The following is a 24,631-nucleotide window of genomic DNA, read 5'->3' on the forward strand; positions in this document are numbered from 1 at the left end:
GGGGGGGGGGGGGAAGCCGTAGCCGAGGCCGCCGGCGCCCTGGGCGGAGTGCAGCAGGTTCGGGCCGCCCGCGTCGAAGGCGGACCAGGCCCAGTAGGCCAGGATCGTCATGTCCCAGAAGGAGGGGGCGTCGGCGGGCAGGGCGCGGCGGACCGAGGCCAGGATCTCCTGCTCCAGGGTGAGATCCTGGGCGGCGATGCGGGCGGAGACCTTGGAGAGCAGAGAGCGGACTCGGTCCGGGGCGGTGTCGTCCCGGCGGGGTTCCACCGTCTCGAGCAGGGCCGTCAGGGCGAGGCGGGCGTCGGCGTGGATGCCGATGCCGGGGTGGTTGGACTCGAGTTTGCCGAGGTCGGCCTCGATCTGGATGACCCGCCCGCGGGGCCTGAAGGTGTGGTAGTTGGAGGAGAGTTCGCCCAGGCCGGAGCCGACCACCAGCAGGACGTCGGCGTCCTCCAGGAAGTCGGTGGTGTGCCGGTCCTCCAGCCACGACTGGAGGGAGAGGGGGTGGTTCCAGGGGAAGGCGCCCTTGCCGCCGAAGGTGGTGACGACCGGTGCCTGGAGCCGCTCGGCGAGCTGCCGCAGCTTGCCGGAGGCGTCCGCGCGGACCACTCCCCCGCCGGCGATGATCGCGGGCCGTTCGGCCGTGGACAGCAAGTGGGCGGCCAGGGCGGTCAGTTCGGGGCGCGGGGGCAGCTCGTCGGGGGTGGCGTCCAGCGCGGTCACCACCGGCAGGTGCGCCTCGGCGAGCAGCACGTCCTGCGGGATCTCCACCCACACCGGGCCGTGCGGGGCGGTCAGCGCCGACTTCCAGGCGGCGGCGATCGCGGACGGGATCTGGGACTGCGTACGGACCGTGTGGACGGACTTCACCACGCCCCGGAACGAGGCCGCCTGGTCGGGCAGTTCGTGGAGGTAGCCGTGGCGTCCGCCGCCGAGGCCGGCGGTGGGGATCTGGCTGCTGATGGCCAGCACGGGGGCGGAGGCCGCCGCGGCCTCCTGCAGCGCGGCCAGCGAGGTGAGCGCGCCGGGGCCGGTGGACAGCAGCAGCGGGGCCGCCTCGCCGGTCATCCGGCCGTAGGCGTCGGCCGCGAAGCCCGCGTTGTTCTCCACCCGCAGCCCGATGTAGCGCAGGTCGGAGCGGCGCAGGGCGTCGAACATGCCGAGGGCGTGCTGGCCGGGCAGGCCGAAGACGGTGGTCGCGCCCAGCCCGGCCAGGGTCTCCACGACCAGGTCTCCGCCGTTGCGGCCGGGGGGAGGGTTCAGCGCTGCTTCCGTCTGGGACGGGGTGGGGCGGAGCACCAGGTCGTGGTCGTGCGTCACTTGGCGCGGGCCTCCGCGATCTGACGGGTCATGATGGTGGTCAGCTCGTACGCCGTGTGGGAGGCGGCGACGGACGTGATCTCGGCGTGGTCGTAGGCGGGCGCCACCTCGACGACGTCGGCCGAGACCAGGTTGCAGGAGGCGAGCCCGCGCAGGATCTCCAGCAGCTCGCGGGAGGTCATGCCGCCCGCCTCCGGGGTGCCGGTGCCCGGCGCGTGGGCGGGGTCGAGGCAGTCGATGTCGATGGAGATGTACAGCGGGCGGTCGCCGATGCGCTGGCGCAGCTGGTCGGCGACCTCGTCGGCGCCGCGGCGGTAGACGTCCGCGGAGGTGACGATGCCGAAGCCCATCTTCTCGTCGTCGGTGAGGTCCTGCTTGCCGTAGAGCGGGCCGCGGGTGCCGACGTGGGAGAGGGCGGAGGTGTCGAGGATGCCCTCCTCGACGGCCCGCCGGAACGGGGTGCCGTGGGTGTACTCGGCGCCGAAGTAGGTGTCCCAGGTGTCCAGGTGGGCGTCGAAGTGGAGCAGCGCGACCGGGCCGTGCTTCTTCGCCACCGAGCGCAGCAGCGGCAGCGCGATGGTGTGGTCGCCGCCGAGGGTCATCAGGCGGGCGCCGGTGCCGAGCAGCTCGTCGGCGGCGGCCTCGATGGTCTCCACCGCCTCGTTGATGTTGAACGGGTTCACCGCGATGTCGCCGCCGTCGGCGACCTGGGCGAGGGCGAAGGGGGAGGCGTCCTGCGCGGGGTTGTAGGGGCGCAGCAGCCGGGACGCCTCACGGATGGCGTTGCCGCCGAAGCGGGCGCCCGGCCGGTACGAGACGCCGGAGTCGAACGGCACGCCCACCACGGCGACATCGGCGGTGCCGACCTCGTCGAGGCGCGGCAGCCGGGCGAAGGTCGCGGGACCCGCGTACCGCGGGACGCGGGACGAGTCGACAGGGCCGCGGGGCGTCTCGGTGCTGCTCATAAAAACTGCCTTCTTTCCTACGCTTCGTCGCGTATGTACTGCTTGCCCCTCGACTTTACTGGGCCGCGGGCACGGTTTCGGACACGGATTCGGTTTCGGGGGCTCCGCGCCCGGCGAGGCGCTCGCGCCAGGCGGCGAGGACGGCGGCGTCGGTCGGCGGGGTCGCCAGGGAGACCACGACGTAGGTGGCGAGGGAGGCCAGCAGACCGTAGTAGATGGGTTCGTTGGCGAGAATGCCGTAACCGGCCATCAGGCCGATGACGGCCACACCGCCGACGGCCACCGCGGCGAGCGCGCCCTGCGCGGTGCCGCGCTTCCACAGCAGCCCGCCGAGGATCGGCACGAGGAGCCCGCCGACGAGCAGGTTGTAGGCGACGGTCAGCGCCTCGACGACGTCGTTGAGCGCGATGGCCGTGGCGATCACCGCCAGGCCCATGACCAGGATGAAGGCGCGGTTGCCCTTGACCTCGTCGTGCACCTCGCCGGAGGGCCGGACGATGCCGCGCAGCCGGGCCCAGATGTCGTTGTTGGCCACGGTGGCGCAGGCGATCAGGGCGCCGGAGGAGGTCGACATCACGGCGGCGAGGGCGGCGGCGAGCACCAGGCCGCGGACGCCGACGGGCAGCTCGTCCTTGACGATGGTGGCGAACGCGTCGTCGGGGTTGGCGAGCTTCGGGTACATCACCTTGGCGGCGGTGCCGATCGCCGCGCCGGCGAGGGCGTAGACCAGGCAGTAGGTGCCGGCGACGGTGCCGCCCCACTTGGCGGTGGCGTCGCTGCGGGCGGTGAACACGCGCTGCCAGATGTCCTGGCCGATCAGCATGCCGAAGGTGTAGATCAGCACATAGGTGAAGATCGTCTCCCCGCCGATGCCCAGCGGGTCGAAGTACTCGGTGGGCAGCTGGGCCTTCATCTCGCTGAAGCCGCCCGCCTTGACGACGGCGATCGGCAGCAGCAGAAGCAGCACGCCGATGGTCTTGACGACGAACTGCACCATGTCGGTCAGCGTGATGGACCACATGCCGCCGAGCGTGGAGTAGGCGACCACGATGGAGCCGCCCAGCACGATCGCGAGGGTGCGGTTGATGTCGAAGAGGACGTCGAAGATCGTGGCGTAGGCGATGGTGGAGGTCACCGCCAGCATCAGCGTGTAGCCCCACATCACCACACCGGAGATCACGCCGGCCCGGCCGCCGTAGCGCAGGTCGAGCATCTCGGAGACGGTGTAGACCTTCAGGCGGGCGATGCGGGCCGAGAAGAAGATGCTCAGCGCGAGCAGGCCGAGGCCGATGGTGAAGACCATTCCGGCGCCGGACAGGCCGTACTGGTAGCCGAGGCCCACACCACCGATGGTGGAGGCGCCGCCCAGGACGATGGCGGCCATGGTGCCGGAGTACATGGCGGGGCCCAGACGGCGGCCCGCCACCAGGAACTCGCTCTTGGACTTGGCGCGGCGCATGCCCCACCAGCCCATGGCCAGCATGCCGGCCAGATAGACGACGATGACCAGGTAGTCCACGGCCATGGGGGCCTCCTTCACGCACTCTCAGTGGCGTGTCGTGCTGATGGAAGGGATTCCGGCGGGGGCGGCGCGGGGACATCCGCCCGTACCCGCGGCCTGCCGGTCTGAAGCGACCCTAGGTGGCCGAAAAGCGTCTGCGAAGTGTACGTTTCATCCATCCTGGACCGAACGGAGTGGAGGAAACGTCCACCATGCCGGAACCCGCGGTCCCCCCGACCCCGCCCATCCCGCTGGAAGCCCTGCTGGCCCGCGAGGACCTGGGCCTGCGCCAGGTCGCCGGGCCCGCCGATCCGGGGGCCGTGATCCACTGGGTCCACACCTCGGAGATGGCGGACCCGTACCCGTACCTGCATGGCGGGGAGCTGCTGCTCACGGCCGGTGTGCACATCCCGGAGGGTGCGGGCACCGGCTACTTCGACGCCTATGTCTCCCGGATCGTGGCGGCGGGCGGCGCCGCGCTCGGTTTCGGCCTGGCCCCGCTGCACGACGCGGTTCCGGCGGCGCTCACCGAGTGCTGCGACCTGCACGGCCTTCCGCTCCTGGAGGTCCCGCCCCGCACCACGTTCTCCGGCGTGGCCCGCGCGGTGTGGCAGCTGATGGCCCGCGCCCGGGTGGCCGAGCTGCGCCGGGTCACCGAGGCCCAGCAGAGCCTGGCCGCCGCGGCGTCCCGGCCGGACCCGATCCCGGCGGTGCTGCGCCAGCTGGCCCGCCGCCTGGACGGGCACGCGGTGCTGTTCGGCCCGGAGAACACCGCGCTGGCCTCGGCGGGCGGTGAGCCGCCCCCCGAGGTGCGGTCGGGCATGGCCCGGCTGGCCTCGGTGGTACGCCCGGGACCGGCCGCATACCAGGAGCCTGCCGGCGCCACGGCGAGCGGCCGTACCTTCTCCGGGGCCGCGGGCGGGCGGGCACCTTCCGGCGCCGGGGGCGGCCATGCCTCCCCCGCTGCCGCGGGCGACCGGGCCTCCTCCGCCGCCGCGAGGGCCCAGGACACCCCCGCCGATCCAGTGGGCCCGGTGGGACCACACCCCTCCAGCGCCACGGACACACTCGCGGGCACCCACCTCGCCGCCTACGCCCTCGGTACGGACAACGGTTTCGTGCTGGCCGTGGCCGCACCGCACCGCGCCTCCACCGACCACACCATCGCCTCGGTGGCCGCCGTCCTGCTCTCCCTGCTCACCGGCGACCAGCAGAGCGCCACCGGTGCGGCCCGCTCATCAGCCCTCGTGCGGCTGCTTCTCGGGGCCTCCCCGGAGGACGTGGCTCCGCTGCTCGGCAGCGAGCGGCGGCGGATCGTGCACGGCCGGCCGAGCACCGGCCTGCCCCCGGACGCCGTGGCCGCCTCCGCCCTGGGCGCCGCGCTCGGCTCCCCCCTGGTCGACCTGGCCGACGACGTCGTACGCGTCCTGGTCTCCGCGGACCGGCAGCTGGAGGCCCTGCCCGGCTGGACCCTCGGCGTCAGCGGGCCCGCCGCCCCCGCCGACTGGCCCGCCGCCGACACCCAGGCCGCCCAGGCACTGGCCCGGGCCCGCGCCACCCGCGCCCCGCTGGTCCGGCACCGCGACCGTCCCGCGCTCACCGATCTCCTCCCGCCCCCGGACGCCGACGCGCACGCCCGCGCCCTGCTCGCGCCCCTCGCCGGCTCCCCCGCTCTCACCGACACCCTGCGCACCTGGCTCTCCCTGCACGGCAGCTGGGACCGCACCGCCGTCGCCCTGTCCGTGCACCGCAACACCGTGCGCCAGCGCATCGCCCGCTGCGCCGCCCTGCTCGACGCCGACCTGGACGACCCGGACGTGCGCATGGAGCTCTGGTTCGCGCTGAAGCGGTTCTGACCAACCCGCCGCATCGGGCGGACGGATCACGGATCACCGTCGGATCTGAGTATGAGTATCTGTGCGTAGCCGTCTGAGTACGTGACGCATGTCCCAGCGGTCGATACGCCGGGGACTGGCGCCCCGCGCTGCCTCACAATGGTGTGCATGCCGATATCCGGGACACCCAGCCGCAGCGAGCTCATCCAGCATCTGACCGCCACCCGTATCGCGGGCGATGTGGCGACCCCGCGCGAGAACAACCTCTCCCACTACCGCAAGCTGGCCAACGGCGACCGCCACTACTGGCTGGGCCTGGAACTCGGCGACCGCTGGAGCGACGAGCAGGACGTGCTCGCGGTGATGGCGGAGCGGGTCGGCGTGAACGACGACCCGGGGCACCGGTACGGCCAGGACACCATCGACCCGGAGCTGACCGTCGCCGCGCTGGAGCGCATGGCCGGCCGGCTGCGCAAGGCGGCCGACGGCAGACAGCGGGTCCTGCTGGCCACCGGCCACCCCGGCGGGCTGCTGGACGTGCACCGGGCCACGGCCGCCGCGCTGCGTGCCGCCGGCTGCGAGATCGTGGTGATCCCGGACGGCCTGACCACGGACGAGGGCTATGTGATGCAGTTCGCGGACGTGGCGGTCCTGGAGCACGGCGCCACCCTCTGGCACACCCACTCCGGCGAGCCGATGAAAGCGATCCTGACCGCGCTGGAACGGGAAGGCCGGCCGCTGCCGGACCTGGTCGTCGCCGACCACGGCTGGGCGGGCTACGCCGGGCAGCACGGCGTCGACTCGGTCGGCTACGCGGACTGCAACGACCCCGCCCTGTTCATCGCGGAGTCCGAGGGCACGGTCCAGGTGGTGGTCCCCCTCGACGACCACGTGGTCAGCCCCCGCTACTACGACCCGATGACGGCGTACCTGCTGGCGGAGGCCGGGCTGGACGCCCAGTAGGAGCAGCAGGAGCAGCAGGAGCAGCAGGAGCAGCAGGGAACGAGAGCACGGACACGACACCGGTGCCCGGTGTCGTGTCCGTCCCGCCCGGCGCCGTGTCCGTCAGCGGCGCGGGACACGGACCACGCCCTCCTGGATGACCGAGATGGCCAGCCTGCCGTCCTGGGTGTAGATGCGGGCCTGGCCGAGACCGCGCCCGCCGGAGGCGGACGGGGAGTGCTGGTCGTACAGCAGCCACTCGTCGGCGCGGAAGGGGCGGTGGAACCACATCGCGTGGTCCAGGGAGGCGCCCACCACGTCGCCGACCGCCCAGCCGCCGCGCCCGTGCGCGAGCAGCACCGAGTCCAGCAGGGTCATGTCGGAGACGTACGTGGCCAGCACCACGTGCAGCAGCGGGTCGTCGGCCAGCTTGCCGTTGGTGCGGAACCACACCTGCGAGTGCGGCTCGCGCGGGTGCCCGAAGTCGCCGTACGGGGGGTCGTCGACATAGCGCAGGTCGACGGCGGCCCGTGACTCCAGGAACCGCTCGACCGTCTCGGCGGGCAGGTGCGGATAGCTGCGCAGCCGTTCCTCGCCGGTGGGCAGGGTGGCCGGGTCCGGCGCGTCGGGCATCGGCTCCTGGTGGTCCAGGCCCTCCTCGTACGCCTGGAAGGACGCCGAGAGGTGGAAGATCGGCTTGCCGTGCTGGATGGCCACCACCCGGCGGGTGGTGAAGGAGCGGCCGTCCCGGATGCGGTCGACGGAGTAGACGATGGGCGCGCCGGGGTCGCCGGGGCGCAGGAAGTATGCGTGCAGGGAGTGCGCGGGCCGGTCCGCGGGGACCGTGCGCCCGGCGGCGACCAGCGCCTGCGCGGCGACCTGGCCGCCGAAGACCCGGGGCACGACGGAGGACCGGGACCGGCCGCGGAAGATGTCCTCCTCGATCCGCTCGAGGTCGAGCAGATCGAGGAGGGACTGCAGTGCTTCGCTCATACGGTGCGGATCAGAGCCCCGGGGTGAGCCGAAGGACGGGTCACAGGCCCATGTCCTTGGCGATGATCGTCTTCATGATCTCGCTGGTGCCGCCGTAGATGCGGTTGACGCGGTTGTCCGCGTACAGGCGGGCGATCGGGTACTCGTTCATGTAGCCGTAGCCGCCGTGCAGCTGGAGGCAGCGGTCGATGACGCGGTGGGCGACCTCGGTGCAGAAGAGCTTGGCGCTGGCGGCCTCGGCGGGGGTGAGCTCACCGGCGTCCAGGGCCTCCAGGGCGCGGTCGGCGACGGCCTGGGCGGCGTCCACCTCGGCCTGGCAGGCGGCCAGCTCGAACTTGGTGTTCTGGAAGTGGGCGACCGGCTTGCCGAAGACGGTGCGCTCCTGCACGTACTGCTTGGTGAAGCGGACCGCGGCGGCGGCCTGCGCGTAGGCGCCGTAGGCGATGCCCCAGCGCTCGGACGCCAGGTTGTGGCCGAGGTAGTAGAAGCCCTTGTTCTCCTCGCCGAGCAGGTCCTCGACGGGGACCTTGACGTCGACGAAGGCCAGCTCGGCGGTGTCGGAGACGCGCAGGCCCAGCTTGTCCAGCTTGCGGCCGACCGAGTAGCCCTCGGACTTGGTGTCCACGGCGAACAGGGAGATGCCGTGGCGGCGGTCCTCGGCGGTGGGCGGCGCGGTGCGGGCGCAGACGATCACCTTGTCGGCGTGCACGCCGCCGGTGATGAAGGTCTTGGCGCCGTTGAGGACGTAGTGGGTGCCGTCCTCGCTGAGCTTGGCGGTGGTCTTCATGCCCGCGAGGTCGGAGCCGGTGCCCGGCTCGGTCATCGCGATGGCCCACATCTCCTCGCCGGTGACGAACTTCGGCAGGAAGCGCTTCTTCTGCTCGTCGGTGGCGAGCATCTTCAGGTAGGGCAGGGCGAGCAGCACATGCACGCCGGAGCCGCCGAACATCACGCCGGCGCGGGAGGTCTCCTCGTACAGGACGGCCTCGAACTTGTGGGTCTCCAGGCCCGCGCCGCCGTACTCCTCCGGCACGCTGATGCCGAATATGCCCAGCTCGCCGAGCTTGTAGTAGAAGTCGCGCGGCGCCTGGCCGGCCGCGAACCACTCGTCGTAGACCGGCACGACCTCGGCCTCGATGAAGGCGCGGATGGTCTCCCGGAACGCCTCGTGATCCTCGTTGAAAACCGTACGGCGCACTCCGCCACCTCCACGAACAGGGTCATGTCTAAGCGCTTGCTCAGACTTGAAGATACCGGCCAGTATCAACGGCCGTAAAGGGTGTGCACCCCGTAACGCTCGTCACGCCGGAGCAGAGTGCCGCCGGGACGGCGCGGCTGGGTCAGCACTGGGCGGCCAACCAGGATCGGCCCTGGGCGGCCGCGCCGGGTCAGCCCTGGGCGGCCGCCGCGAAGGCGCCGCGGGCCATCCGGTGCAGCAGCTCGGCGGTCCCTGCCCGGCCGGGCAGGGACCCCGGGCGGGCGAGATGCGGGGTGGAGTTGAGCAGCCCGAACACCGAGTGCACCGCCGAGCGGGCGGCGGGCTCGGGCAGCTGCGGGTAGACCCGGCGGACCACCGACACCCACAGCTCCACGTACTGCCGCTGCAGCTGGCGCACCAGCTTGCGGTCGCTGTCCCGGAGGCGGTCCAGCTCGCGGTCGTGCAGGGTGATGAGGGGACGGTCGTCGAGCGCGAAGTCGATGTGGCCCTCGATCAGCGAGTCGAGGACCTCCTCGGCCGGCACCCCGTCGGCCTCCGCCAGCCGCCGCTTCGCCCCGGTGAGCAGCTGCCCGCTGATCCCGACCAGCAGCTCCGCGAGCATCGCGTCCTTGCCCGCGAAGTGCCGGTAGAGCCCGGGTCCGCTGATCCCGACCGCGGCACCTATCTCGTCCACTCCGACGCCGTGGAAGCCGCGCTCGGCGAACAGGCGGGCGGCCTCCTTGAGGATCTGCTCGCGGCGGGTGGGGGCGTCGGTTCTGGTGGTCATGCAGATGATTCTAGACAGGGAGGTTAGCGGTCGTTAACCTGAAGGAAATGCGTTAACGCTCATTAACAAGGTGAGGGGACCGCAAGGATGCACGAGGCACCGGAGCTTCACAGCGCGGCCGATCCCGCGTCGGAGGCCTTTCGGGCCAACGAGGAGGCGCATCGCGCGCTCGTGGAGGAGCTGCGCGCCAAGCTGGCCGCGGCGGCGCTCGGCGGGGGCGAGAAGGCGCGGGCGCGGCACACCGCGCGGGGCAAGCTGCTCCCGCGCGACCGCGTGGACACCCTCCTGGACCCCGGCTCGCCCTTCCTGGAGCTCGCCCCGCTGGCCGCCGACGGGATGTACGACGGGCAGGCGCCGGCGGCCGGGGTCATCGCCGGCATCGGCCGGGTCAGCGGCCGGGAGTGCGTGATCGTCGCCAACGACGCCACGGTCAAGGGCGGCACGTACTACCCGATGACGGTCAAGAAGCATCTGCGCGCCCAGGAGGTGGCCCTCGACAACCGCCTCCCCTGCGTCTACCTCGTCGACTCCGGCGGTGCCTTCCTGCCCATGCAGGACGAGGTGTTCCCGGACCGGGACCACTTCGGGCGGATCTTCTACAACCAGGCCCGCATGTCCGGCGCCGGCATCCCGCAGATCGCGGCGGTGCTCGGTTCCTGCACGGCGGGCGGCGCCTATGTGCCCGCGATGAGCGACGAGGCGGTGATCGTGCGCAACCAGGGCACGATCTTCCTCGGCGGTCCCCCGCTGGTGAAGGCGGCCACCGGTGAGGTGGTGACGGCGGAGGAGCTGGGCGGCGGCGAGGTGCACTCACGGGTGTCCGGCGTCACCGACCATCTCGCGGAGGACGACGCGCACGCGCTGCGGATCGTGCGCACCATCGTCTCCACGCTCCCCGCCCGCCGGCAGCCGCCCTGGCACGTCGAGCCGGCCGTCGAGCCGAAGGTGGACCCGGCCGGGCTGTACGGGGTGGTGCCGGTCGACTCCCGCACCCCCTACGACGTGCGCGAGATCATCGCCCGGGTGGTGGACGGCTCCCGATTCGCCGAGTTCAAGTCGGAGTACGGGCAGACCCTGGTGACCGGCTTCGCCCGGATCCACGGCCACCCGGTGGGGATCGTCGCCAACAACGGCATCCTGTTCTCCGAGTCCGCCCAGAAGGGCGCCCACTTCATCGAGCTGTGCGACCAGCGCGGCATCCCGCTGGTGTTCCTGCAGAACATCTCCGGCTTCATGGTCGGCAAGGACTACGAGGCGGGCGGCATCGCCAAGCACGGCGCCAAGATGGTCACCGCGGTCGCCTGCACCCGCGTGCCGAAGCTGACGGTGGTGGTCGGCGGCTCCTACGGCGCGGGCAACTACTCGATGTGCGGCCGGGCCTACTCCCCCCGCTTTTTGTGGATGTGGCCCAACGCCAAGATCTCGGTGATGGGCGGCGAGCAGGCCGCCTCGGTGCTCGCGACGGTCAAGCGGGACCAGATGGAGGCGCGCGGCGAGGAGTGGCCCGCGGAGGAAGAGGAGGCCTTCAAGGCCCCGATCCGGGCCCAGTACGAGCGCCAGGGGAACGCCTACTACGCGACGGCCCGCCTCTGGGACGACGGGGTCATCGACCCCCTCGACACCCGCCAGGTACTGGGCCTGGCCCTGACCGCCTGCGCCAACGCGCCCCTGGGTGACCCCCAGTTCGGCGTCTTCCGGATGTGAGGGGACGGACGACGATGTTCGAGACAGTTCTGGTGGCCAACCGCGGCGAGATCGCCTGCCGCGTCATCCGCACCCTGCGGTCGATGGGCGTGCGCTCGGTGGCCGTCTTCTCCGACGCGGACGCGGGCGCCCGGCACGTCCGGGAGGCCGACACGGCGGTGCGGATCGGACCGGCGCCGGCCGCCGAGAGCTATCTGTCGGTCGAGCGGCTGCTCGAGGCCGCCGCCCGCACCGGCGCCCAGGCCGTCCACCCCGGATACGGCTTCCTCGCCGAGAACGCCGCCTTCGCCCGCGCCTGCGCGGACGCGGGCCTGGTGTTCATCGGTCCCCCGGCGGACGCCATCTCCCTGATGGGCGACAAGATCCGGGCCAAGGAGACGGTGAAGGCGGCCGGTGTGCCGGTCGTCCCCGGCTCCAGCGGGGCCGGGCTGACGGACGAGCAGCTCGTGGAGGCCGCCCGCGAGATCGGCATGCCGGTGCTGCTGAAGCCCTCCGCGGGCGGCGGCGGCAAGGGCATGCGCCTGGTGCGGGACGAGGCGAGACTGGCCGAGGAGATCGCCGCCGCCCGCCGGGAGGCCCGCGCCTCCTTCGGCGACGACACGCTGCTGGTCGAGCGGTGGATCGACCGCCCCCGGCACATCGAGATCCAGGTCCTCGCCGACGCCCACGGCAACGTCGTCCATCTGGGTGAACGCGAGTGCTCCCTGCAGCGCCGCCACCAGAAGATCATCGAAGAGGCGCCCAGTGTGCTCCTCGACGAGGCGACCCGCGCGGCGATGGGCGAGGCGGCCGTCCAGGCGGCCCGCTCCTGCGGCTACCGGGGCGCGGGCACCGTGGAGTTCATCGTCCCCGGCGGCGACCCATCGTCCTACTACTTCATGGAGATGAACACCCGCCTCCAGGTGGAGCACCCGGTCACCGAGCTGATCACCGGCCTGGACCTGGTGGAGTGGCAGCTGCGGGTGGCCGCGGGCGAGCCGCTGGGCTTCGCCCAGGAGGACATACGGCTCACCGGGCACGCGGTGGAGGCCCGGATCTGCGCCGAGGACCCGGCGCGCGGCTTCCTCCCCTCCGGCGGCACGGTCCTCAAGCTCCGCGAGCCGCAAGGGAACGGTGTGCGCACCGACTCCGGGCTCAGCGAGGGCACGGAGGTCGGCAGCCTCTACGACCCGATGCTCTCCAAGGTGATCGCGCACGGCCCCGACCGGGCGACCGCGCTGCGCCGGCTGCGCGCCGCCCTCGCGGAGACGGTCACGCTGGGCGTGCAGACCAACGCCGGGTTCCTGCGGCGGCTCCTTGCGCACCCGGCGGTGGTCAGCGGCGACATGGACACCGGGCTGGTGGAGCGCGAGGTGGACTCCCTGGTCGTGACCGACGTCCCCGAGGAGGTCTACGAGGCCGCCGCGGCGGTGCGGCTGGACGCGCTGCGCCCGCGCGGAAAGGGCTGGACCGACCCCTTCTCGGTGCCGAGCGGCTGGCGGATGGGCGGCCGGCACAAGCCGGTGACGTTCGAGCTGAAGGTCCAGGACCCGGTGTCCTACAGCCCGCGCGGCAAGGGCACGGTCGAGGAGGACCGGGTGACGGTGGTACTGGACGGCATCACCCACACCTTCCACCGCGCCGCCGACTGGCTGGGCCGGGACGGCGATGCCTGGCATGTGCGCGACCACGACCCGGTGGCCGCGTCACTCAACCGGGCCGCGCACGCCGGTGCCGACTCGCTGACCGCGCCGATGCCCGGCACGGTGACGGTGGTGAAGGTCGCCGTCGGCGACCAGGTGGCCGCGGGCCAGAGCCTGCTGGTGGTGGAGGCGATGAAGATGGAGCACGTCATCTCCGCCCCGCACGCCGGCACGGTCACCGAACTCGATGTGACGCCCGGCACCACGGTCGCCATGGACCAGGTCCTGGCGGTCATCGCTCCCGACGAGGAGCCCGCGCAGGAGGAGGCGCAGTCATGACCACCGCCGACACCAGCTCGCTCGGCCTCCCGATGACCGTACCGGCCGAGGGCCTGCCCGAGCGGGTGCGGATCTACGAGGTCGGCGCGCGCGACGGCCTGCAGAACGAGAAGGCGACCGTCCCGACCGAGGTGAAGGCGGAGTTCATCCGCCGCCTGGCCCGGACGGGCCTGGAGATCATCGAGGCCACCAGCTTCGTCCACCCCAAGTGGGTGCCCCAGCTGGCCGACGCCGAGCAGCTCTACCCGGCGGTCGCGGACCTGCCGGTGGAGCTGCCGGTGCTGGTCCCCAACGAACGCGGCCTGGACCGGGCGCTGGCGCTCGGCGCCCGCCGGGTCGCGGTGTTCGCCAGCGCCACCGAGTCCTTCGCCAAGGCCAACCTCAACCGCACGGTGGACGAGGCGCTGGCCATGTTCGAGCCGGTGGTGGCGCGGGCCAAGGCGCAGCAGGTGAGCGTGCGCGGCTATCTGTCGATGTGCTTCGGCGACCCCTGGGAGGGCCCGGTCCCGATCCCGCAGGTGGTGAAGGTCTGCCGGGCGCTGCTCGACATGGGCTGCGACGAGCTGAGCCTGGGCGACACCATCGGTGTGGCCACGCCGGGCCATGTGCAGGCGCTGCTGACGGCGCTGCGGGAGGCCGGGGTACCGGTCTCCGTCATCGGCGTCCACTTCCACGACACCTACGGCCAGGCCCTGTCCAACACCCTGACGGCCCTCCAGCAGGGAGTCACCACCGTCGACTCCTCCGCGGGCGGCCTCGGCGGCTGCCCGTACGCGAAGTCCGCCACCGGGAACCTCGCCACCGAAGACCTCGTGTGGATGCTGCAGGGCCTCGGCATCCGCACCGGGGTCGATCTCGGCCGTCTGGTCGCCACCAGCGTCTGGATGGCCGCGCACCTGGGCCGACCCAGCCCGTCCCGCACCGTACGAGCCCTCTCCCACCAGGAGCAGTGAACGACCATGGACCACAAGCTCTCCCCCGAACTGGAAGAACTCCGCCGTACGGTCGAGGAGTTCGCGCACGACGTGGTGGCGCCGAAGATAGGCGACTTCTACGAGCGTCATGAGTTCCCGTACGAGATCGTGCGGGAGATGGGCCGCATGGGGCTGTTCGGTCTGCCGTTCCCGGAGGAGTACGGCGGCATGGGCGGCGACTACTTCGCGCTCGGGGTGGCCCTGGAGGAGCTGGCCCGGGTCGACTCCTCGGTGGCCATCACCCTGGAGGCCGGTGTCTCCCTGGGCGCCATGCCGATCCACCTCTTCGGCACCGAGGAGCAGAAGCGCGAGTGGCTGCCCCGTCTGTGCTCGGGCGAGATCCTGGGCGCCTTCGGCCTGACCGAGCCGGACGGCGGCAGCGACGCCGGCGCCACCCGGACCACGGCCCGCCTGGACGAGTCGACCGGCGAGTGGGTCATCAACGGCACCAAGTGCTTCATCACCAACTCCGGCACGGACATCACCGGTCTGGTCACGGTCACCGCGGTCACCGGCCGCAAGCCCGACGGCAAGCCGCAGATCTCGTCGATCATCGTCCCGTCCGGCACCCCCGGCTTCACGGTGGCGGCCCCCTACTCCAAGGTCGGCTGGAACGCCTCCGACACCCGGGAGCTGTCCTTCCAGGACGTCCGCGTCCCCAAGTCGAACCTGCTCGGCGTGGAGGGCCGGGGCTACGCCCAGTTCCTGCGCATCCTCGACGAGGGCCGCATCGCGATCGCGGCGCTGGCGACGGGCCTGGCCCAGGGCTGCGTCGACGAGTCGGTGAAGTACGCCAAGGAGCGCCACGCCTTCGGCCGCCCGATCGGCGCCAACCAGGCGATCCAGTTCAAGATCGCCGACATGGAGATGAAGGCCCACACCGCCCGCCTGGCCTGGCGCGACGCCGCCAGCCGCCTGGTGGCCGGCGAGCCCTTCAAGAAGGAGGCGGCCCTGGCGAAGCTCTACTCCTCGACCATCGCGGTGGACAACGCCCGCGACGCCACCCAGATCCACGGCGGCTACGGCTTCATGAACGAGTACCCGGTCGCCCGCATGTGGCGCGACTCCAAGATCCTCGAGATCGGCGAGGGCACCAGCGAGGTCCAGCGCATGCTGATCGCCCGCGAACTGGGGCTCGCGGGCTGAGTCTCCGGGTCTGCTCAAGCAACGGTCTGCTGTGCGCGGGTCCGCGCCGGGTGCGCCCGGTGCGGACCCGCCTTGCATGAGCCCCGGCACCGGTGCCGTCTGACGCCCTGTTCCCTATCGCCGCTCCCGGGTGATCGGGATCACGTCGATGGGGATGGGCGCCCTCTGGGACGGGAGATGAGGTTAGGCTACCCTAAGCTTGTTTCCAGTCGGGGGGCATCGGCGTGCATCCGCCGGCTCCGTACGCACGAAAGCAGACCCGCCCATGTCGAATGCCAGAACCGCCCGCTTCTCCCGTCGCGGACTGCTCGCCGCCGGCGGCGCCCTCGGACTCGGGGCCGTGCTCACGGCCTGCGGAGACGACAAGAAGGACAGCGGCTCGGGCTCGAAGGGCGAGGCCAGGTCCGGCCCGTGGACCTACCAGGACGACCGCGGCGAGACCGTGAAGCTCGGCAAGGTGCCCGCGAACATCGTCGCGTTCACCGGTGTCGCCGCCGCCCTGTACGACTACGGCATCGAGGTCAAGGGCGTCTTCGGCCCGACCAGGACCAAGGACGGCAAGGCCGATGTCCAGGCCGGCGACATGGACATCAGCAAGGTGACCATCCTGGGCAACGTCTGGGACCAGTTCAACGTGGAGAAGTACGCGGCGCTCGCGCCCGACGTCCTCATCTCCACCACCTTCGACAGCGCCGGCACCCTCTGGTACGTCCCCGAGAAGTCCAAGGACAAGATCGCCAAGCTGGCGCCGAGCGTCGCCATCTCCGTCTACGACCGTCAGCTGACCAAGCCGCTGCAGCGCATGTGGGAGCTGGCCGAGTCCCTGGGCGCCGACATGAAGGCCGCGAAGGTCGTCGAGGCGAAGAAGCGCTTCGAGGAGGCCTCCGCCCGGCTGCGCAAGGCCGCCAAGGCCAACCCGGACATCAAGGTGATGGCCGGTTCCGCGAGCCAGGAGCTGTTCTACGTCTCCGGCAGCAACCTCTCCGCCGACCTCGAGTACTTCAAGGCCCTCGGCGTGAACTTCGTCGAGCCGTCCGAGGAGGCCAAGAAGGACACCGGCGGCTGGTTCGAGAGCCTGAGCTGGGAGAACATCGACAAGTACAAGGCGGACATCATCATGATGGACGACCGTACGTCGGCGATCCAGCCGAAGGACATCACCGAGGCGACCTGGAAGAAGCTGCCCGCGGTCAAGGCCGGCCAGGTCATCCCGCGCTCCGCGGAGCCGATCCTGTCGTACGACAAGTGCGTGCCGCTGGTGGAGAACCTCGCCGCCGCCCTCGAGAAGGCCAAGAAGGTCAGCTGAGCCGGGTCCGGCAGTCGTCGGGCGCACGGGACGGACGACGGACCGGCCGCGGGGTGACTCGCGGCCGGTCGCGCAATCCGCGCCGTCCCCCTGCGCACTGACGCGGGCCCCCTCCCCCGCCCCCACTGGAGCCCCGCATGACCACCGCCGTGGCCAGTCCGTTCCGCTTCTTCGACCTGCAGGTGCTGCGCACCAGACGGCTCACGCCGTCCCTGGTCCGGGTCACCTTCGGCGGGCCCGAGCTGCGCGAGTTCCGTTCGCGGGGGCTCGACCAGTCGCTGTCGCTGTTCCTGCCCCACCCCGGGCAGGAACAGCCCGTCGTCCCGGTCGAACTGGGCGACGGCTGGTGGCAGGCCTGGCGTGAACTGCCCGACGGCGTGCGGGCGGTGATGCGCTCGTACACCCTCCGCGGGCTGCGCACGGACGCCGCGGGGCTGACCACCGAGGTCGACATCGACTTCGTGCTGCACGGCGTCGAGGGCGGGGGCGGCGTGGCGGCGGGCCCCGCCTCCCGCTGGGCGGCGCGGGCCGCCGCGGGCGACCGGGTGCTGCTGCTCGGTCCCGCCGTCGCCGACAACCGGGCCATCCGCTTCCGTCCGCCCGAGGGCACCGATCTGATCCTGCTGTGGGCGGACGAGACCGCCCTGCCCGCCACCGCCGCCGTGCTCGAGGCGCTGCCCTCAGGCACCCCGGTCCGGGCCTGGCTGGAGGTGCCGCACACCGGGGACGTGCACGATCTGACGACCGCGGCGGAGGCCGAGATCACCTGGTTCGTGCGGGACGGGCTCGGGGCGGCCCCGGACGTTCCCATGGCCCTGGACAGCATCCGCCAGGAACAACTGCCGCCCGCCGCACGGCCGTACGTGTGGATCGCGGGCGAGTCGTCGGGGGTGAAGGCGCTGCGGCGGCACTTCGTCGACGAGCGCGGGACCGACCGCCGGCGCGTCACCTTCGTGGGCTACTGGCGGCGCGGGCTGACCGAGGAGCAGCTGCGCGAACAGGGCGAGTAGAGAGGAGAGTTGACGGTCCGTCACCGTCTGCGGCGTGACGACGGTCACGATTTGGGAGCCGGTACGACGGGCATGACTAAGGTTAGGCTAACCTAAGTCATGCCGCGTCATGCGTCACGCACGGCAACTCCGCTCCCTCCCGCACCGGACCGTCCCCGGAGGACCCCCACATGCGCTCGCACCTGCTCAACGACACCAACGCGGAGCACTACCGCCGCTCCGTGATCGAAGGAGTCGAGCGGGTGGCCGGCAGACTCGCCACCACCGAAAGGCCGTTCAGCGGGGTCTCCGCGGACGCCCTGGCCCCGCTGATCGACGCGATCGACCTCGACCAGCCCCTGGGCGACAGCACCGCCGCGCTGGACGAGCTGGAGGACCTCTACCTCCGGGACGCCGTCTACTTCCACCACCCGCGCTACCTCGCCCACCTCAACTGCCCGGTCGTCATCCCGGCCGTGCTCGGCGAGGCCGTGCTCTCCGCCATCAACTCCTCCCTGGACACCTGGGACCAGTCGGCCGGCGGCACCCTCATCGAGCGCAAGCTCATCGACTGGACGGCCGGCCGCATCGGCCTGGGACCGGCCGCCGACGGCGTGTTCACCTCCGGCGGCACCCAGTCCAACCTCCAGGCGCTGCTGCTCGCCCGCGAGGAGGCCAAGACCGCATCGCTCGCCAAGCTGCGGATCTTCGCCTCCGAGGTCAGCCACTTCAGTGTGAAGAAGTCCGCGAAACTGCTCGGCCTCGCCCCCGACGCCGTCGTCCCGGTCCCGGTCGACCACGACAAGCGCCTGCAGACCGTCGCCCTCGCCCGCGAGCTGGAGCGCTGCAAGGAGTCCGGCCTGGTCCCCATGGCCGTGGTCGCCACCGCGGGCACCACCGACTTCGGCTCCATCGACCCGCTGCCGGAGATCGCCGGGCTGTGCGAGCAGTACGGCACCTGGATGCACGTCGACGCCGCCTACGGCTGCGGACTGCTCGCCTCGCTGAAGTACCGGGACCGCATCGCCGGCATCGAGCACGCCGACTCGGTCACCGTCGACTACCACAAGTCCTTCTTCCAGCCCGTGAGTTCCTCCGCCGTGCTGGTGCGGGACGCCGCCACGCTGCGGCACGCCACCTACCACGCCGACTACCTCAACCCGCGGCGCGCGGTGGCCGAGCGCATCCCCAACCAGGTCGACAAGTCCCTGCAGACCACCCGCCGCTTCGACGCCCTCAAGCTGTGGATGACGCTGCGCGTGATGGGCGCCGACGGCATCGGCCGGCTCTTCGACGAGGTGTGCGACCTCGCCGCCGAGGGCTTCCGGATGCTCGCCGCCGACCCGCGCTTCGACGTGGTCGTCGAGCCGAGCCTGTCCACGCTGGTCTTCCGCTGCATCCCCGCGGCCGTCACCGACCCGTCCGGGATCGACCGCGCCAACCTCTACGCCCGCAAGGCCCTGTTCGCCTCCGGCGACGCGGTGGTCGCGGGCACCAAGGTGGCCGGGCGCCACTACCTGAAGTTCACCCTGCTCAACCCCGAGACCACGACGGCCGACATCGCGGCCGTCCTCGATCTGATCGCCGGCCACGCCGAGCAGTACCTGGGAGAGTCCCTTGACCGCGCTTGCTGACACCTCGACGAGGACCTACGACTTCGTGGGGATCGGGCTCGGGCCCTTCAACCTCGGCCTGGCCTGCCTCACCGAGCCCATCGCCGAACTCGACGGCGTCTTCCTGGAGTCCAAGCCGGACTTCGAATGGCACGCCGGGATGTTCCTGGACGGCGCCCACCTGCAGACGCCGTTCATGTCGGACCTGGTCACCCTCGCCGACCCGACGTCCCCCTTCTCCTTCCTCAACTACCTGAAGGAGAAGGGCAGACTCTACTCGTTCTACATCCGGGAGAACTTCTACCCGCTGCGCGTCGAGTACGACGACTACTGCCGCTGGGCCGCGAGCAGACTGAGCAGCATCCGCTTCGGCACCACCGTCACCGAGGTCACCCACGACGGCGAGGCGTACGTGGTGCGGACCGGCGCCGGTGAGACCTTCCGGGCCCGCCACCTCGTCCTCGGCACCGGCACCACGCCCCACGTCCCCGAGGCCTGCCGGGACCTGGGCGGCGACTTCATCCACAACTCCCGCTATGTGCAGCACAAGGAGCAGCTCCAGCGGAAGAAGTCGATCACCCTGGTGGGCAGCGGCCAGTCCGCCGCCGAGATCTACTACGACCTGCTCAGCGAGATCGACGTCCACGGCTACCGGCTGAACTGGGTGACCCGCTCCCCGCGCTTCTTCCCGCTGGAGTACACCAAGCTCACGCTGGAGATGACGTCCCCGGAGTACATCGACTACTACCACGCCCTGCCGGAGCAGACCCGCTACCGCCTGATGGACCAGCAGAAGGGCCTGTTCAAGGGCATCGACGGCGACCTGATCAACGAGATCTTCGACCTGCTGTACCAGAAGAACCTCGGCGGCCCGGTGCCGACCCGGCTGCTCACCAACTCCGCCCTCACCGGCGCCCGCCACGAGAACGGCACGTACACCCTCACCTTCCACCAGGAGGAGCAGGACAAGGACTTCGCGATCGAGTCCGAGGGGCTGATCCTCGCCACCGGCTACCACTACGTCGAGCCGGAGTTCCTGGGGCCCGTGCGCGAGCGGCTGCGCTACGACGCGCAGGGCAACTTCGACGTCGCCCGCAACTACGCCATCGACGTCACCGGCCGGGGGATCTTCCTGCAGAACGGCGGGGTCCACACCCACAGCATCACCAGCCCCGACCTGGGCATGGGCGCCTACCGCAACTCGTACATCATCCGTGAGCTGCTCGGCACCGAGTACTACCCGGTCGAGAAGACCATCGCGTTCCAGGAGTTTGCCGTATGACCTTCACGTTCCGTCCCGTCGACCCGCTGAAGGACGCGGAACTGCTGCACGCGTGGGTGACCCACCCCAAGGCCGCCTTCTGGATGATGCAGGACGCCAGGCTGGAGGACGTCGAGCGCGAGTACATGAAGATCGCCGCCGACGAGCACCACCACGCGTATCTGGGCCTGCACCAGGACGGCACGCCCGCCTTCCTGATGGAGAAGTACGTCCCCGCGCACCGGGAGCTGGCCGGGCTCTATGAGCCGCAGCCCGGCGACGTCGGCATGCACTTCCTCACCCCGCCGACGGACCGGCCGGTGCACGGGTTCACCCGGTCCGTCATCACCGCCGTGATGGCGCACCTCTTCCAGGACCCGGCCGTCCGGCGGGTCGTGGTGGAGCCGGACGTGGCGAACAAGGCCGTGCACGCGCTGAACGAGGCGGTCGGGTTCGTGCCCGAGCGCGAGATACAGAAGCCGGAGAAGAGGGCCTTGCTGAGTTTCTGCACCCGGGAGCAGTTCCTCGCGGCGACGGGAGTGGCCGCGTGAACCTCGCCGACGCCGTCGCCCATCTGACCCCCGAGCACTGGGAGCGGGCGAGCCGCCAGCTGATCCGCAAGGCGCTCGCCGAGTTCGCGCACGAGCGGCTGATCGAGCCGGAGCGGACCGGCGAGGGCAGCTACGTCGTCCGCTCCGACAACGGGCTGACCGAGTACCGCTTCACCGCCGTCCGCCGCGCCCTCGACCACTGGCAGGTGGACGCCGCCTCCATCACCCGGCACCGGGACGGGGCCGAACTGCCCCTTGCGGCCCTGGACTTCTTCACCGAGCTGCAGAAGTCCCTCGGCCTGAGCGACGAGGTGCTCCCGGTGTACCTGGAGGAGATCTCCTCCACCCTCTCCAGCACCTGCTACAAGCTCACCAAGCCGCCCGTCACCGCCGCCGAGCTGGCCCGCGCCGAGTTCCAGACCGTCGAGACCTCGATGACCGAGGGCCACCCCTGCTTCGTCGCCAACAACGGGCGGCTCGGCTTCGGCGTCCACGAGTACCTGTCCTACGCGCCCGAGGCGGCCAGCCCGGTGCGGCTGGTGTGGCTGGCCGCGCACCGCTCACGGGCCGCGTTCACCGCCGGCGTGGGCATCGAGTACGAGCCCTTCGTCCGGGACGAGCTGGGCGCCGAAACCGTCGAGCGCTTCCACGGCGTGCTGCGGGGCCAGGGACTCGACCCGGCCGACTACCTGTTCATCCCCGTCCACCCCTGGCAGTGGTGGAACAAGCTCACCGTCACCTTCGCCGCCGAGGTCGCCCGACGGCACCTGGTGCTGCTCGGCGAGGGCGACGACGAGTATCTGGCCCAGCAGTCCATCCGCACCTTCTTCAACCGCTCCGCCCCGCACAAGCACTACGTCAAGACGGCCCTGTCGGTGCTCAACATGGGCTTCATGCGCGGGCTGTCCGCCGCCTACATGGAGGCCACCCCGGCGATCAACGACTGGCTGGCGCAGCTGATCGAGCGGGACGAGGTGCTGCGCTCCACCGGCCTGTCGATCATCCGGGAGCGGGCCGCGGTCGGCTACCGGCACCTGGAGTACGAGCAGGCCACCGACCGCTACTCGCCCTACCGCAAGATGCTGGCGGCGCTGTGGCGGGAGAGCCCCGTGCCCACCCTGAAGGAGGGGGAGCAGCCGGCCACCATGGCCTCGCTGCTGCACGTGGACCACGAGGGGGCGTCCGTCGCCGGCGCCCTGATCGAGCGGTCGGGCCTCGCCCCGGCCGAGTGGCTGCGCCGCTACCTGCGGGCCTACTACGTCCCGCTGCTGCACTGCTTCTACGCCTACGACCTGGTGTTCATGCCGCACGGCGAGAACGTCATCCTGGTGCTGAGGGACGGCGTGGTGCAGCGGGCGATCTACAAGGACATAGCCGAGGAGATCGCGGTGATGGACCCGGAGGCGGTGCTGCCGCCGGAGGTCTCCCGCATCCGGGTGGAGGTCCCGGAGGACAAGAAGCTGCTGTCGGTCTTCACGGACGTCTTCGACTGCTTCTTCCGCTTCCTGGCCGCGAACCTCGCCACCGAGGGCGTCCTCGACGAGGACACCTTCTGGCGCACGGTCGCCGAGGTCACCCGCGAGTACCAGCAGTCCAGGCCGGAGCTCGCGGAGAAGTTCCGGCAGTACGACATGTTCGCCCCGGAGTTCGCGCTGTCCTGCCTCAACCGGCTGCAGCTGCGCAACAACCAGCAGATGGTCGACCTCGCGGACCCCTCGGGCGCCCTCCAGCTGGTCGGCACGCTGCGGAACCCGATCGCCGGGTTCTGATCCGCCTCGCAGGCGGGCATCCAGACGGACGGGCACCCCGGAGTACGGTCCTCCGGGGTGCCCGTCAGCGCGTTCCGGCGCCGGTGTCAGTCCTCGTCGCGCAGCTGGGCGGCCAGCTCCGCCAGCGCCTCGGCGTGCTCGGCGTGACCGAGCGGCCGCAGCCGGGCCATCGCCGCGTCGAGGCGGGCCAGGGCCGCGGCGGTGCGCTCCTGGTAGATGCCCTCCACCACGGCCGCCAGACGGACGCACTCGGCCCACTCGCCGGCCTGCTCGGCGTCCTGCCCCGGCTCGCCCAGCAGGCCCATCGTCTTCTCCAGCGCCGCGACCGCGTCGTCATAGGCGCGGGCGTAGGCGTTGACCCTGCCGTACTCATAGGCCAGGGCGGTGTCCAGGGAGCGTCCCTGCGCCTGGAAGCCGGCGGCGCGGGCCTCCTCGGCGACCCGGCCGGCGTCCTCGAGGAAGCCGAGGGCGCCGGGCAGACCGTCGGGGCCCTGCTGCTGCGCCTGGAGGCGGGCGAGTTCGCGCAGGCAGTTGCTGAGCTGCTCGAAGCGCGGATCCCTGGCGTGCGCGGCCAGCGCCTGGTCCACGGCCTCACGGGCCCGGACGAACTCGCCCGACTCGGCGAGGAGCACGGCCGTCTCCGCCGCGATCACGGCGTGGCTTCCGGGGTCGTCGTCCCAGCCTGCCGACTCGGCGGCCAGGGCCACGAACTCGGCAGTGGCCGCCTTGAGGTCGTCGCCCGCGTGCAGGGCACGGGCGCGGGTCAGCCGCAGCTGAGCCAGCAGCCGGTCGTCCAGCTCGCCCGCGGCGGCGTCCGGTTCGGCCAGCAGCGAGTCGAGCAGGGCGATGCAGTCCTCGACCCGGCCGAGGTCCAGGGTGAGCTGGGCGGCGCCGCTGTAGGTGCAGAACGCGGCGAAGCGGCTGCCGCAGCGCATCTCCAGCTCCGCGGAGCGGGTCAGGTGACGCAGGGCCTCGTCGGGGCGGCCCAGATGCAGGCAGGCCTCGGCCAGATCGCCGTGCGCGCGGGCGGCGCCGGCCCCGTCGGCGGGCCACTGGGCGCTCAGGCGCAGCGCCTCGGACAGGTCCGCGTAGGCGGTCTCGGCGTCCCGGAGGCCGAGCTGGAGCTTGCCGCGCAGTCCGAGCGTGCGGGGCAGATGCCAGGCGGGGCCGTGCTCCTGCAGCCGGTCGCGGAGGGCGTCGAGCTCTCTGACGGCGGCGGGCAGATCGCCGGACATGGCATAGGTGGTGGCGCGCATCAGCCGGGCGCCGGAGATCTGGCTGCGGATGTCGTGCCGGGTGGCGAACTCGTCCAGCAGGTCGATCTCGTCGAAGACCGGGGCGATGTGCTCCTCGGCCCGCGAGGTCTGCAGCCGCAGGGCGAGCGCGGTGACCCGCAGCCGCAGCAGCCGCGCCTCCTGGTGCGGGGTGAGCCCGTCCGTCTCCTCGTGCAGCCGGACGATCGCGGCGTACGCCGCGGTGAACGCCTCGGCCTGCGCGGCGGCTCGATCCTCCGCCTGCGCCTCGGCCGACGCCCCCTCGGCGGATCCCTCGGCGGGCCCCTCAGCGGACCCGCCAGCCGACCCCTCAGCGGACCCCGCAGCCGACCCCTCGGCGGACCCCACAGCGGACCCGTCGGGCGATCCCCCGGCCGACCCCTCAGCGGACCCCGCAGCCAACCCCTCGGCGGATCCCCCGGCCGACCCCACAACGGACCCCGCAGCCAACCCCTCGCCGGATCCCCCGGCCGACCCCACAACGGACCCCGCAGCCAACCCCTCGCCGGATCCCCCGGCCGACCCCACAGCGGACCCCGCAG

General features: G+C 71.7%; 17 protein-coding genes and 2 pseudogenes. 12 read left to right on the forward strand and 7 right to left on the reverse strand.

Annotation, left to right across the window (positions count from 1 at the left end):
- The 3 genes and pseudogenes from ABD207_RS00420 to ABD207_RS00430 form a co-directional block, all read right to left on the reverse strand.
- Positions 1-1,320 (reverse strand): annotated as a pseudogene (locus tag ABD207_RS00420) (thiamine pyrophosphate-binding protein); the annotation flags it as partial.
- Positions 1,317-2,285 (reverse strand): agmatinase, encoded by a 969-nt coding sequence (gene speB, locus ABD207_RS00425; protein ID WP_344000592.1) that lies wholly within the window; start codon positions 2,283-2,285, stop codon positions 1,317-1,319. The pseudogene ABD207_RS00420 and the gene speB, both read right to left, overlap by 4 nt.
- 55 nt (positions 2,286-2,340) lie before the next feature.
- A complete protein-coding gene (locus tag ABD207_RS00430; RefSeq protein WP_344008997.1) occupies positions 2,341-3,810 on the reverse strand; it encodes a sodium:solute symporter family protein in 1,470 nt (489 codons plus the stop codon).
- A 188-nt stretch (positions 3,811-3,998) separates the two neighbouring features.
- Here ABD207_RS00430 and ABD207_RS00435 point away from each other — a divergent pair, with 188 nt between their 5' ends.
- Together ABD207_RS00435 and ABD207_RS00440 are read left to right on the forward strand one after the other, a co-directional pair.
- A complete protein-coding gene (locus tag ABD207_RS00435) occupies positions 3,999-5,642 on the forward strand; it encodes a PucR family transcriptional regulator (RefSeq protein ID WP_344008999.1) in 1,644 nt (547 codons plus the stop codon).
- A 147-nt stretch (positions 5,643-5,789) separates the two neighbouring features.
- Positions 5,790-6,584 carry a phosphatase gene (locus ABD207_RS00440; protein ID WP_344009001.1) on the forward strand — a complete coding sequence of 265 codons (795 nt, stop codon included), beginning with the start codon at positions 5,790-5,792 and terminating at the stop codon, positions 6,582-6,584.
- Between the two features lie 102 nt (positions 6,585-6,686).
- Here ABD207_RS00440 and ABD207_RS00445 read toward each other — a convergent pair whose 3' ends face one another.
- From ABD207_RS00445 to ABD207_RS00455, 3 genes are all read right to left on the reverse strand, one after another.
- Positions 6,687-7,556: an acyl-CoA thioesterase gene (locus ABD207_RS00445; RefSeq protein ID WP_344009003.1), complete on the reverse strand. Its 870-nt coding sequence runs from the start codon at positions 7,554-7,556 to the stop codon at positions 6,687-6,689.
- 40 nt (positions 7,557-7,596) lie between these two features.
- Positions 7,597-8,754: an acyl-CoA dehydrogenase family protein gene (locus tag ABD207_RS00450; RefSeq protein ID WP_167994076.1), complete on the reverse strand. Its 1,158-nt coding sequence runs from the start codon at positions 8,752-8,754 to the stop codon at positions 7,597-7,599.
- Between the two features lie 190 nt (positions 8,755-8,944).
- Positions 8,945-9,541, reverse strand: a complete 597-nt coding sequence (locus tag ABD207_RS00455; protein ID WP_344009005.1) for an SACE_7040 family transcriptional regulator — start codon at positions 9,539-9,541, stop codon at positions 8,945-8,947.
- Between the two features lie 87 nt (positions 9,542-9,628).
- On the opposite strand from ABD207_RS00455, the gene ABD207_RS00460 reads away from it, so the two are divergent.
- The 10 genes from ABD207_RS00460 (at position 9,629) to ABD207_RS00505 (ending at position 22,815) form a co-directional block, all read left to right on the forward strand.
- Positions 9,629-11,245 carry a carboxyl transferase domain-containing protein gene (locus tag ABD207_RS00460; RefSeq protein WP_344000581.1) on the forward strand — a complete coding sequence of 539 codons (1,617 nt, stop codon included), beginning with the start codon at positions 9,629-9,631 and terminating at the stop codon, positions 11,243-11,245.
- Positions 11,246-11,259: 14 nt separating this feature from the next.
- Positions 11,260-13,206, forward strand: a complete 1,947-nt coding sequence (locus ABD207_RS00465) for an acetyl-CoA carboxylase biotin carboxylase subunit (protein WP_344009007.1) — start codon at positions 11,260-11,262, stop codon at positions 13,204-13,206.
- Positions 13,203-14,159 carry a hydroxymethylglutaryl-CoA lyase gene (locus ABD207_RS00470; RefSeq protein WP_344009009.1) on the forward strand — a complete coding sequence of 319 codons (957 nt, stop codon included), beginning with the start codon at positions 13,203-13,205 and terminating at the stop codon, positions 14,157-14,159. Before ABD207_RS00465 ends, ABD207_RS00470 begins: the two co-directional genes overlap by 4 nt.
- Positions 14,160-14,165: 6 nt before the next feature.
- Positions 14,166-15,326 (forward strand): acyl-CoA dehydrogenase family protein, encoded by a 1,161-nt coding sequence (locus ABD207_RS00475; RefSeq protein ID WP_344009011.1) that lies wholly within the window; start codon positions 14,166-14,168, stop codon positions 15,324-15,326.
- A gap of 265 nt (positions 15,327-15,591) precedes the next feature.
- A complete protein-coding gene (locus tag ABD207_RS00480; protein WP_344009013.1) occupies positions 15,592-16,632 on the forward strand; it encodes an ABC transporter substrate-binding protein in 1,041 nt (346 codons plus the stop codon).
- A gap of 137 nt (positions 16,633-16,769) precedes the next feature.
- On the forward strand, positions 16,770-17,642 hold the full coding sequence (locus tag ABD207_RS00485) for a siderophore-interacting protein (RefSeq protein WP_344009015.1): 873 nt from the start codon (positions 16,770-16,772) through the stop codon (positions 17,640-17,642).
- 170 nt (positions 17,643-17,812) lie between these two features.
- On the forward strand, positions 17,813-19,255 hold the full coding sequence (desA, locus tag ABD207_RS00490) for a lysine decarboxylase DesA (RefSeq protein ID WP_344009017.1): 1,443 nt from the start codon (positions 17,813-17,815) through the stop codon (positions 19,253-19,255).
- Positions 19,239-20,516 (forward strand): lysine N(6)-hydroxylase/L-ornithine N(5)-oxygenase family protein, encoded by a 1,278-nt coding sequence (locus ABD207_RS00495; RefSeq protein WP_344009019.1) that lies wholly within the window; start codon positions 19,239-19,241, stop codon positions 20,514-20,516. Before desA ends, ABD207_RS00495 begins: the two co-directional genes overlap by 17 nt.
- The gene (locus ABD207_RS00500) at positions 20,513-21,046 is read left to right on the forward strand and encodes a GNAT family N-acetyltransferase (RefSeq protein WP_344009021.1); all 534 of its coding nucleotides are present in this window, start codon (positions 20,513-20,515) and stop codon (positions 21,044-21,046) included. The genes ABD207_RS00495 and ABD207_RS00500 overlap by 4 nt, the downstream gene beginning before the upstream one ends.
- Positions 21,043-22,815, forward strand: a complete 1,773-nt coding sequence (locus ABD207_RS00505) for an IucA/IucC family protein (RefSeq protein WP_344009023.1) — start codon at positions 21,043-21,045, stop codon at positions 22,813-22,815. The genes ABD207_RS00500 and ABD207_RS00505 overlap by 4 nt, the downstream gene beginning before the upstream one ends.
- An 86-nt stretch (positions 22,816-22,901) precedes the next feature.
- On the opposite strand, the pseudogene ABD207_RS00510 reads toward ABD207_RS00505, so the two are convergent.
- A pseudogene (locus ABD207_RS00510) lies at positions 22,902-24,631 on the reverse strand (hypothetical protein); the annotation flags it as partial.

It is taken from the genome of Streptomyces thermospinosisporus (genome assembly GCF_039526425.1).
Classification (GTDB): Bacteria; Actinomycetota; Actinomycetes; order Streptomycetales; family Streptomycetaceae; genus Streptomyces; species Streptomyces thermocarboxydovorans.

Excerpts from the sequence above, each read along its gene's own strand:
- speB (WP_344000592.1), bottom strand. The coding sequence starts at position 2,285 with ATGAGCAGCACCGAGACGCCCCGCGGCCCTGTCGACTCGTCCCGCGTC.
- ABD207_RS00430 (WP_344008997.1), bottom strand. The coding sequence starts at position 3,810 with ATGGCCGTGGACTACCTGGTCATCGTCGTCTATCTGGCCGGCATGCTG.
- ABD207_RS00435 (WP_344008999.1), top strand. The coding sequence starts at position 3,999 with ATGCCGGAACCCGCGGTCCCCCCGACCCCGCCCATCCCGCTGGAAGCC.
- ABD207_RS00440 (WP_344009001.1), top strand. The coding sequence starts at position 5,790 with ATGCCGATATCCGGGACACCCAGCCGCAGCGAGCTCATCCAGCATCTG.
- ABD207_RS00445 (WP_344009003.1), bottom strand. The coding sequence starts at position 7,556 with ATGAGCGAAGCACTGCAGTCCCTCCTCGATCTGCTCGACCTCGAGCGG.
- ABD207_RS00455 (WP_344009005.1), bottom strand. The coding sequence starts at position 9,541 with ATGACCACCAGAACCGACGCCCCCACCCGCCGCGAGCAGATCCTCAAG.
- ABD207_RS00460 (WP_344000581.1), top strand. The coding sequence starts at position 9,629 with ATGCACGAGGCACCGGAGCTTCACAGCGCGGCCGATCCCGCGTCGGAG.
- ABD207_RS00465 (WP_344009007.1), top strand. The coding sequence starts at position 11,260 with ATGTTCGAGACAGTTCTGGTGGCCAACCGCGGCGAGATCGCCTGCCGC.
- ABD207_RS00470 (WP_344009009.1), top strand. The coding sequence starts at position 13,203 with ATGACCACCGCCGACACCAGCTCGCTCGGCCTCCCGATGACCGTACCG.
- ABD207_RS00475 (WP_344009011.1), top strand. The coding sequence starts at position 14,166 with ATGGACCACAAGCTCTCCCCCGAACTGGAAGAACTCCGCCGTACGGTC.
- ABD207_RS00480 (WP_344009013.1), top strand. The coding sequence starts at position 15,592 with ATGTCGAATGCCAGAACCGCCCGCTTCTCCCGTCGCGGACTGCTCGCC.
- ABD207_RS00485 (WP_344009015.1), top strand. The coding sequence starts at position 16,770 with ATGACCACCGCCGTGGCCAGTCCGTTCCGCTTCTTCGACCTGCAGGTG.
- desA (WP_344009017.1), top strand. The coding sequence starts at position 17,813 with ATGCGCTCGCACCTGCTCAACGACACCAACGCGGAGCACTACCGCCGC.
- ABD207_RS00500 (WP_344009021.1), top strand. The coding sequence starts at position 20,513 with ATGACCTTCACGTTCCGTCCCGTCGACCCGCTGAAGGACGCGGAACTG.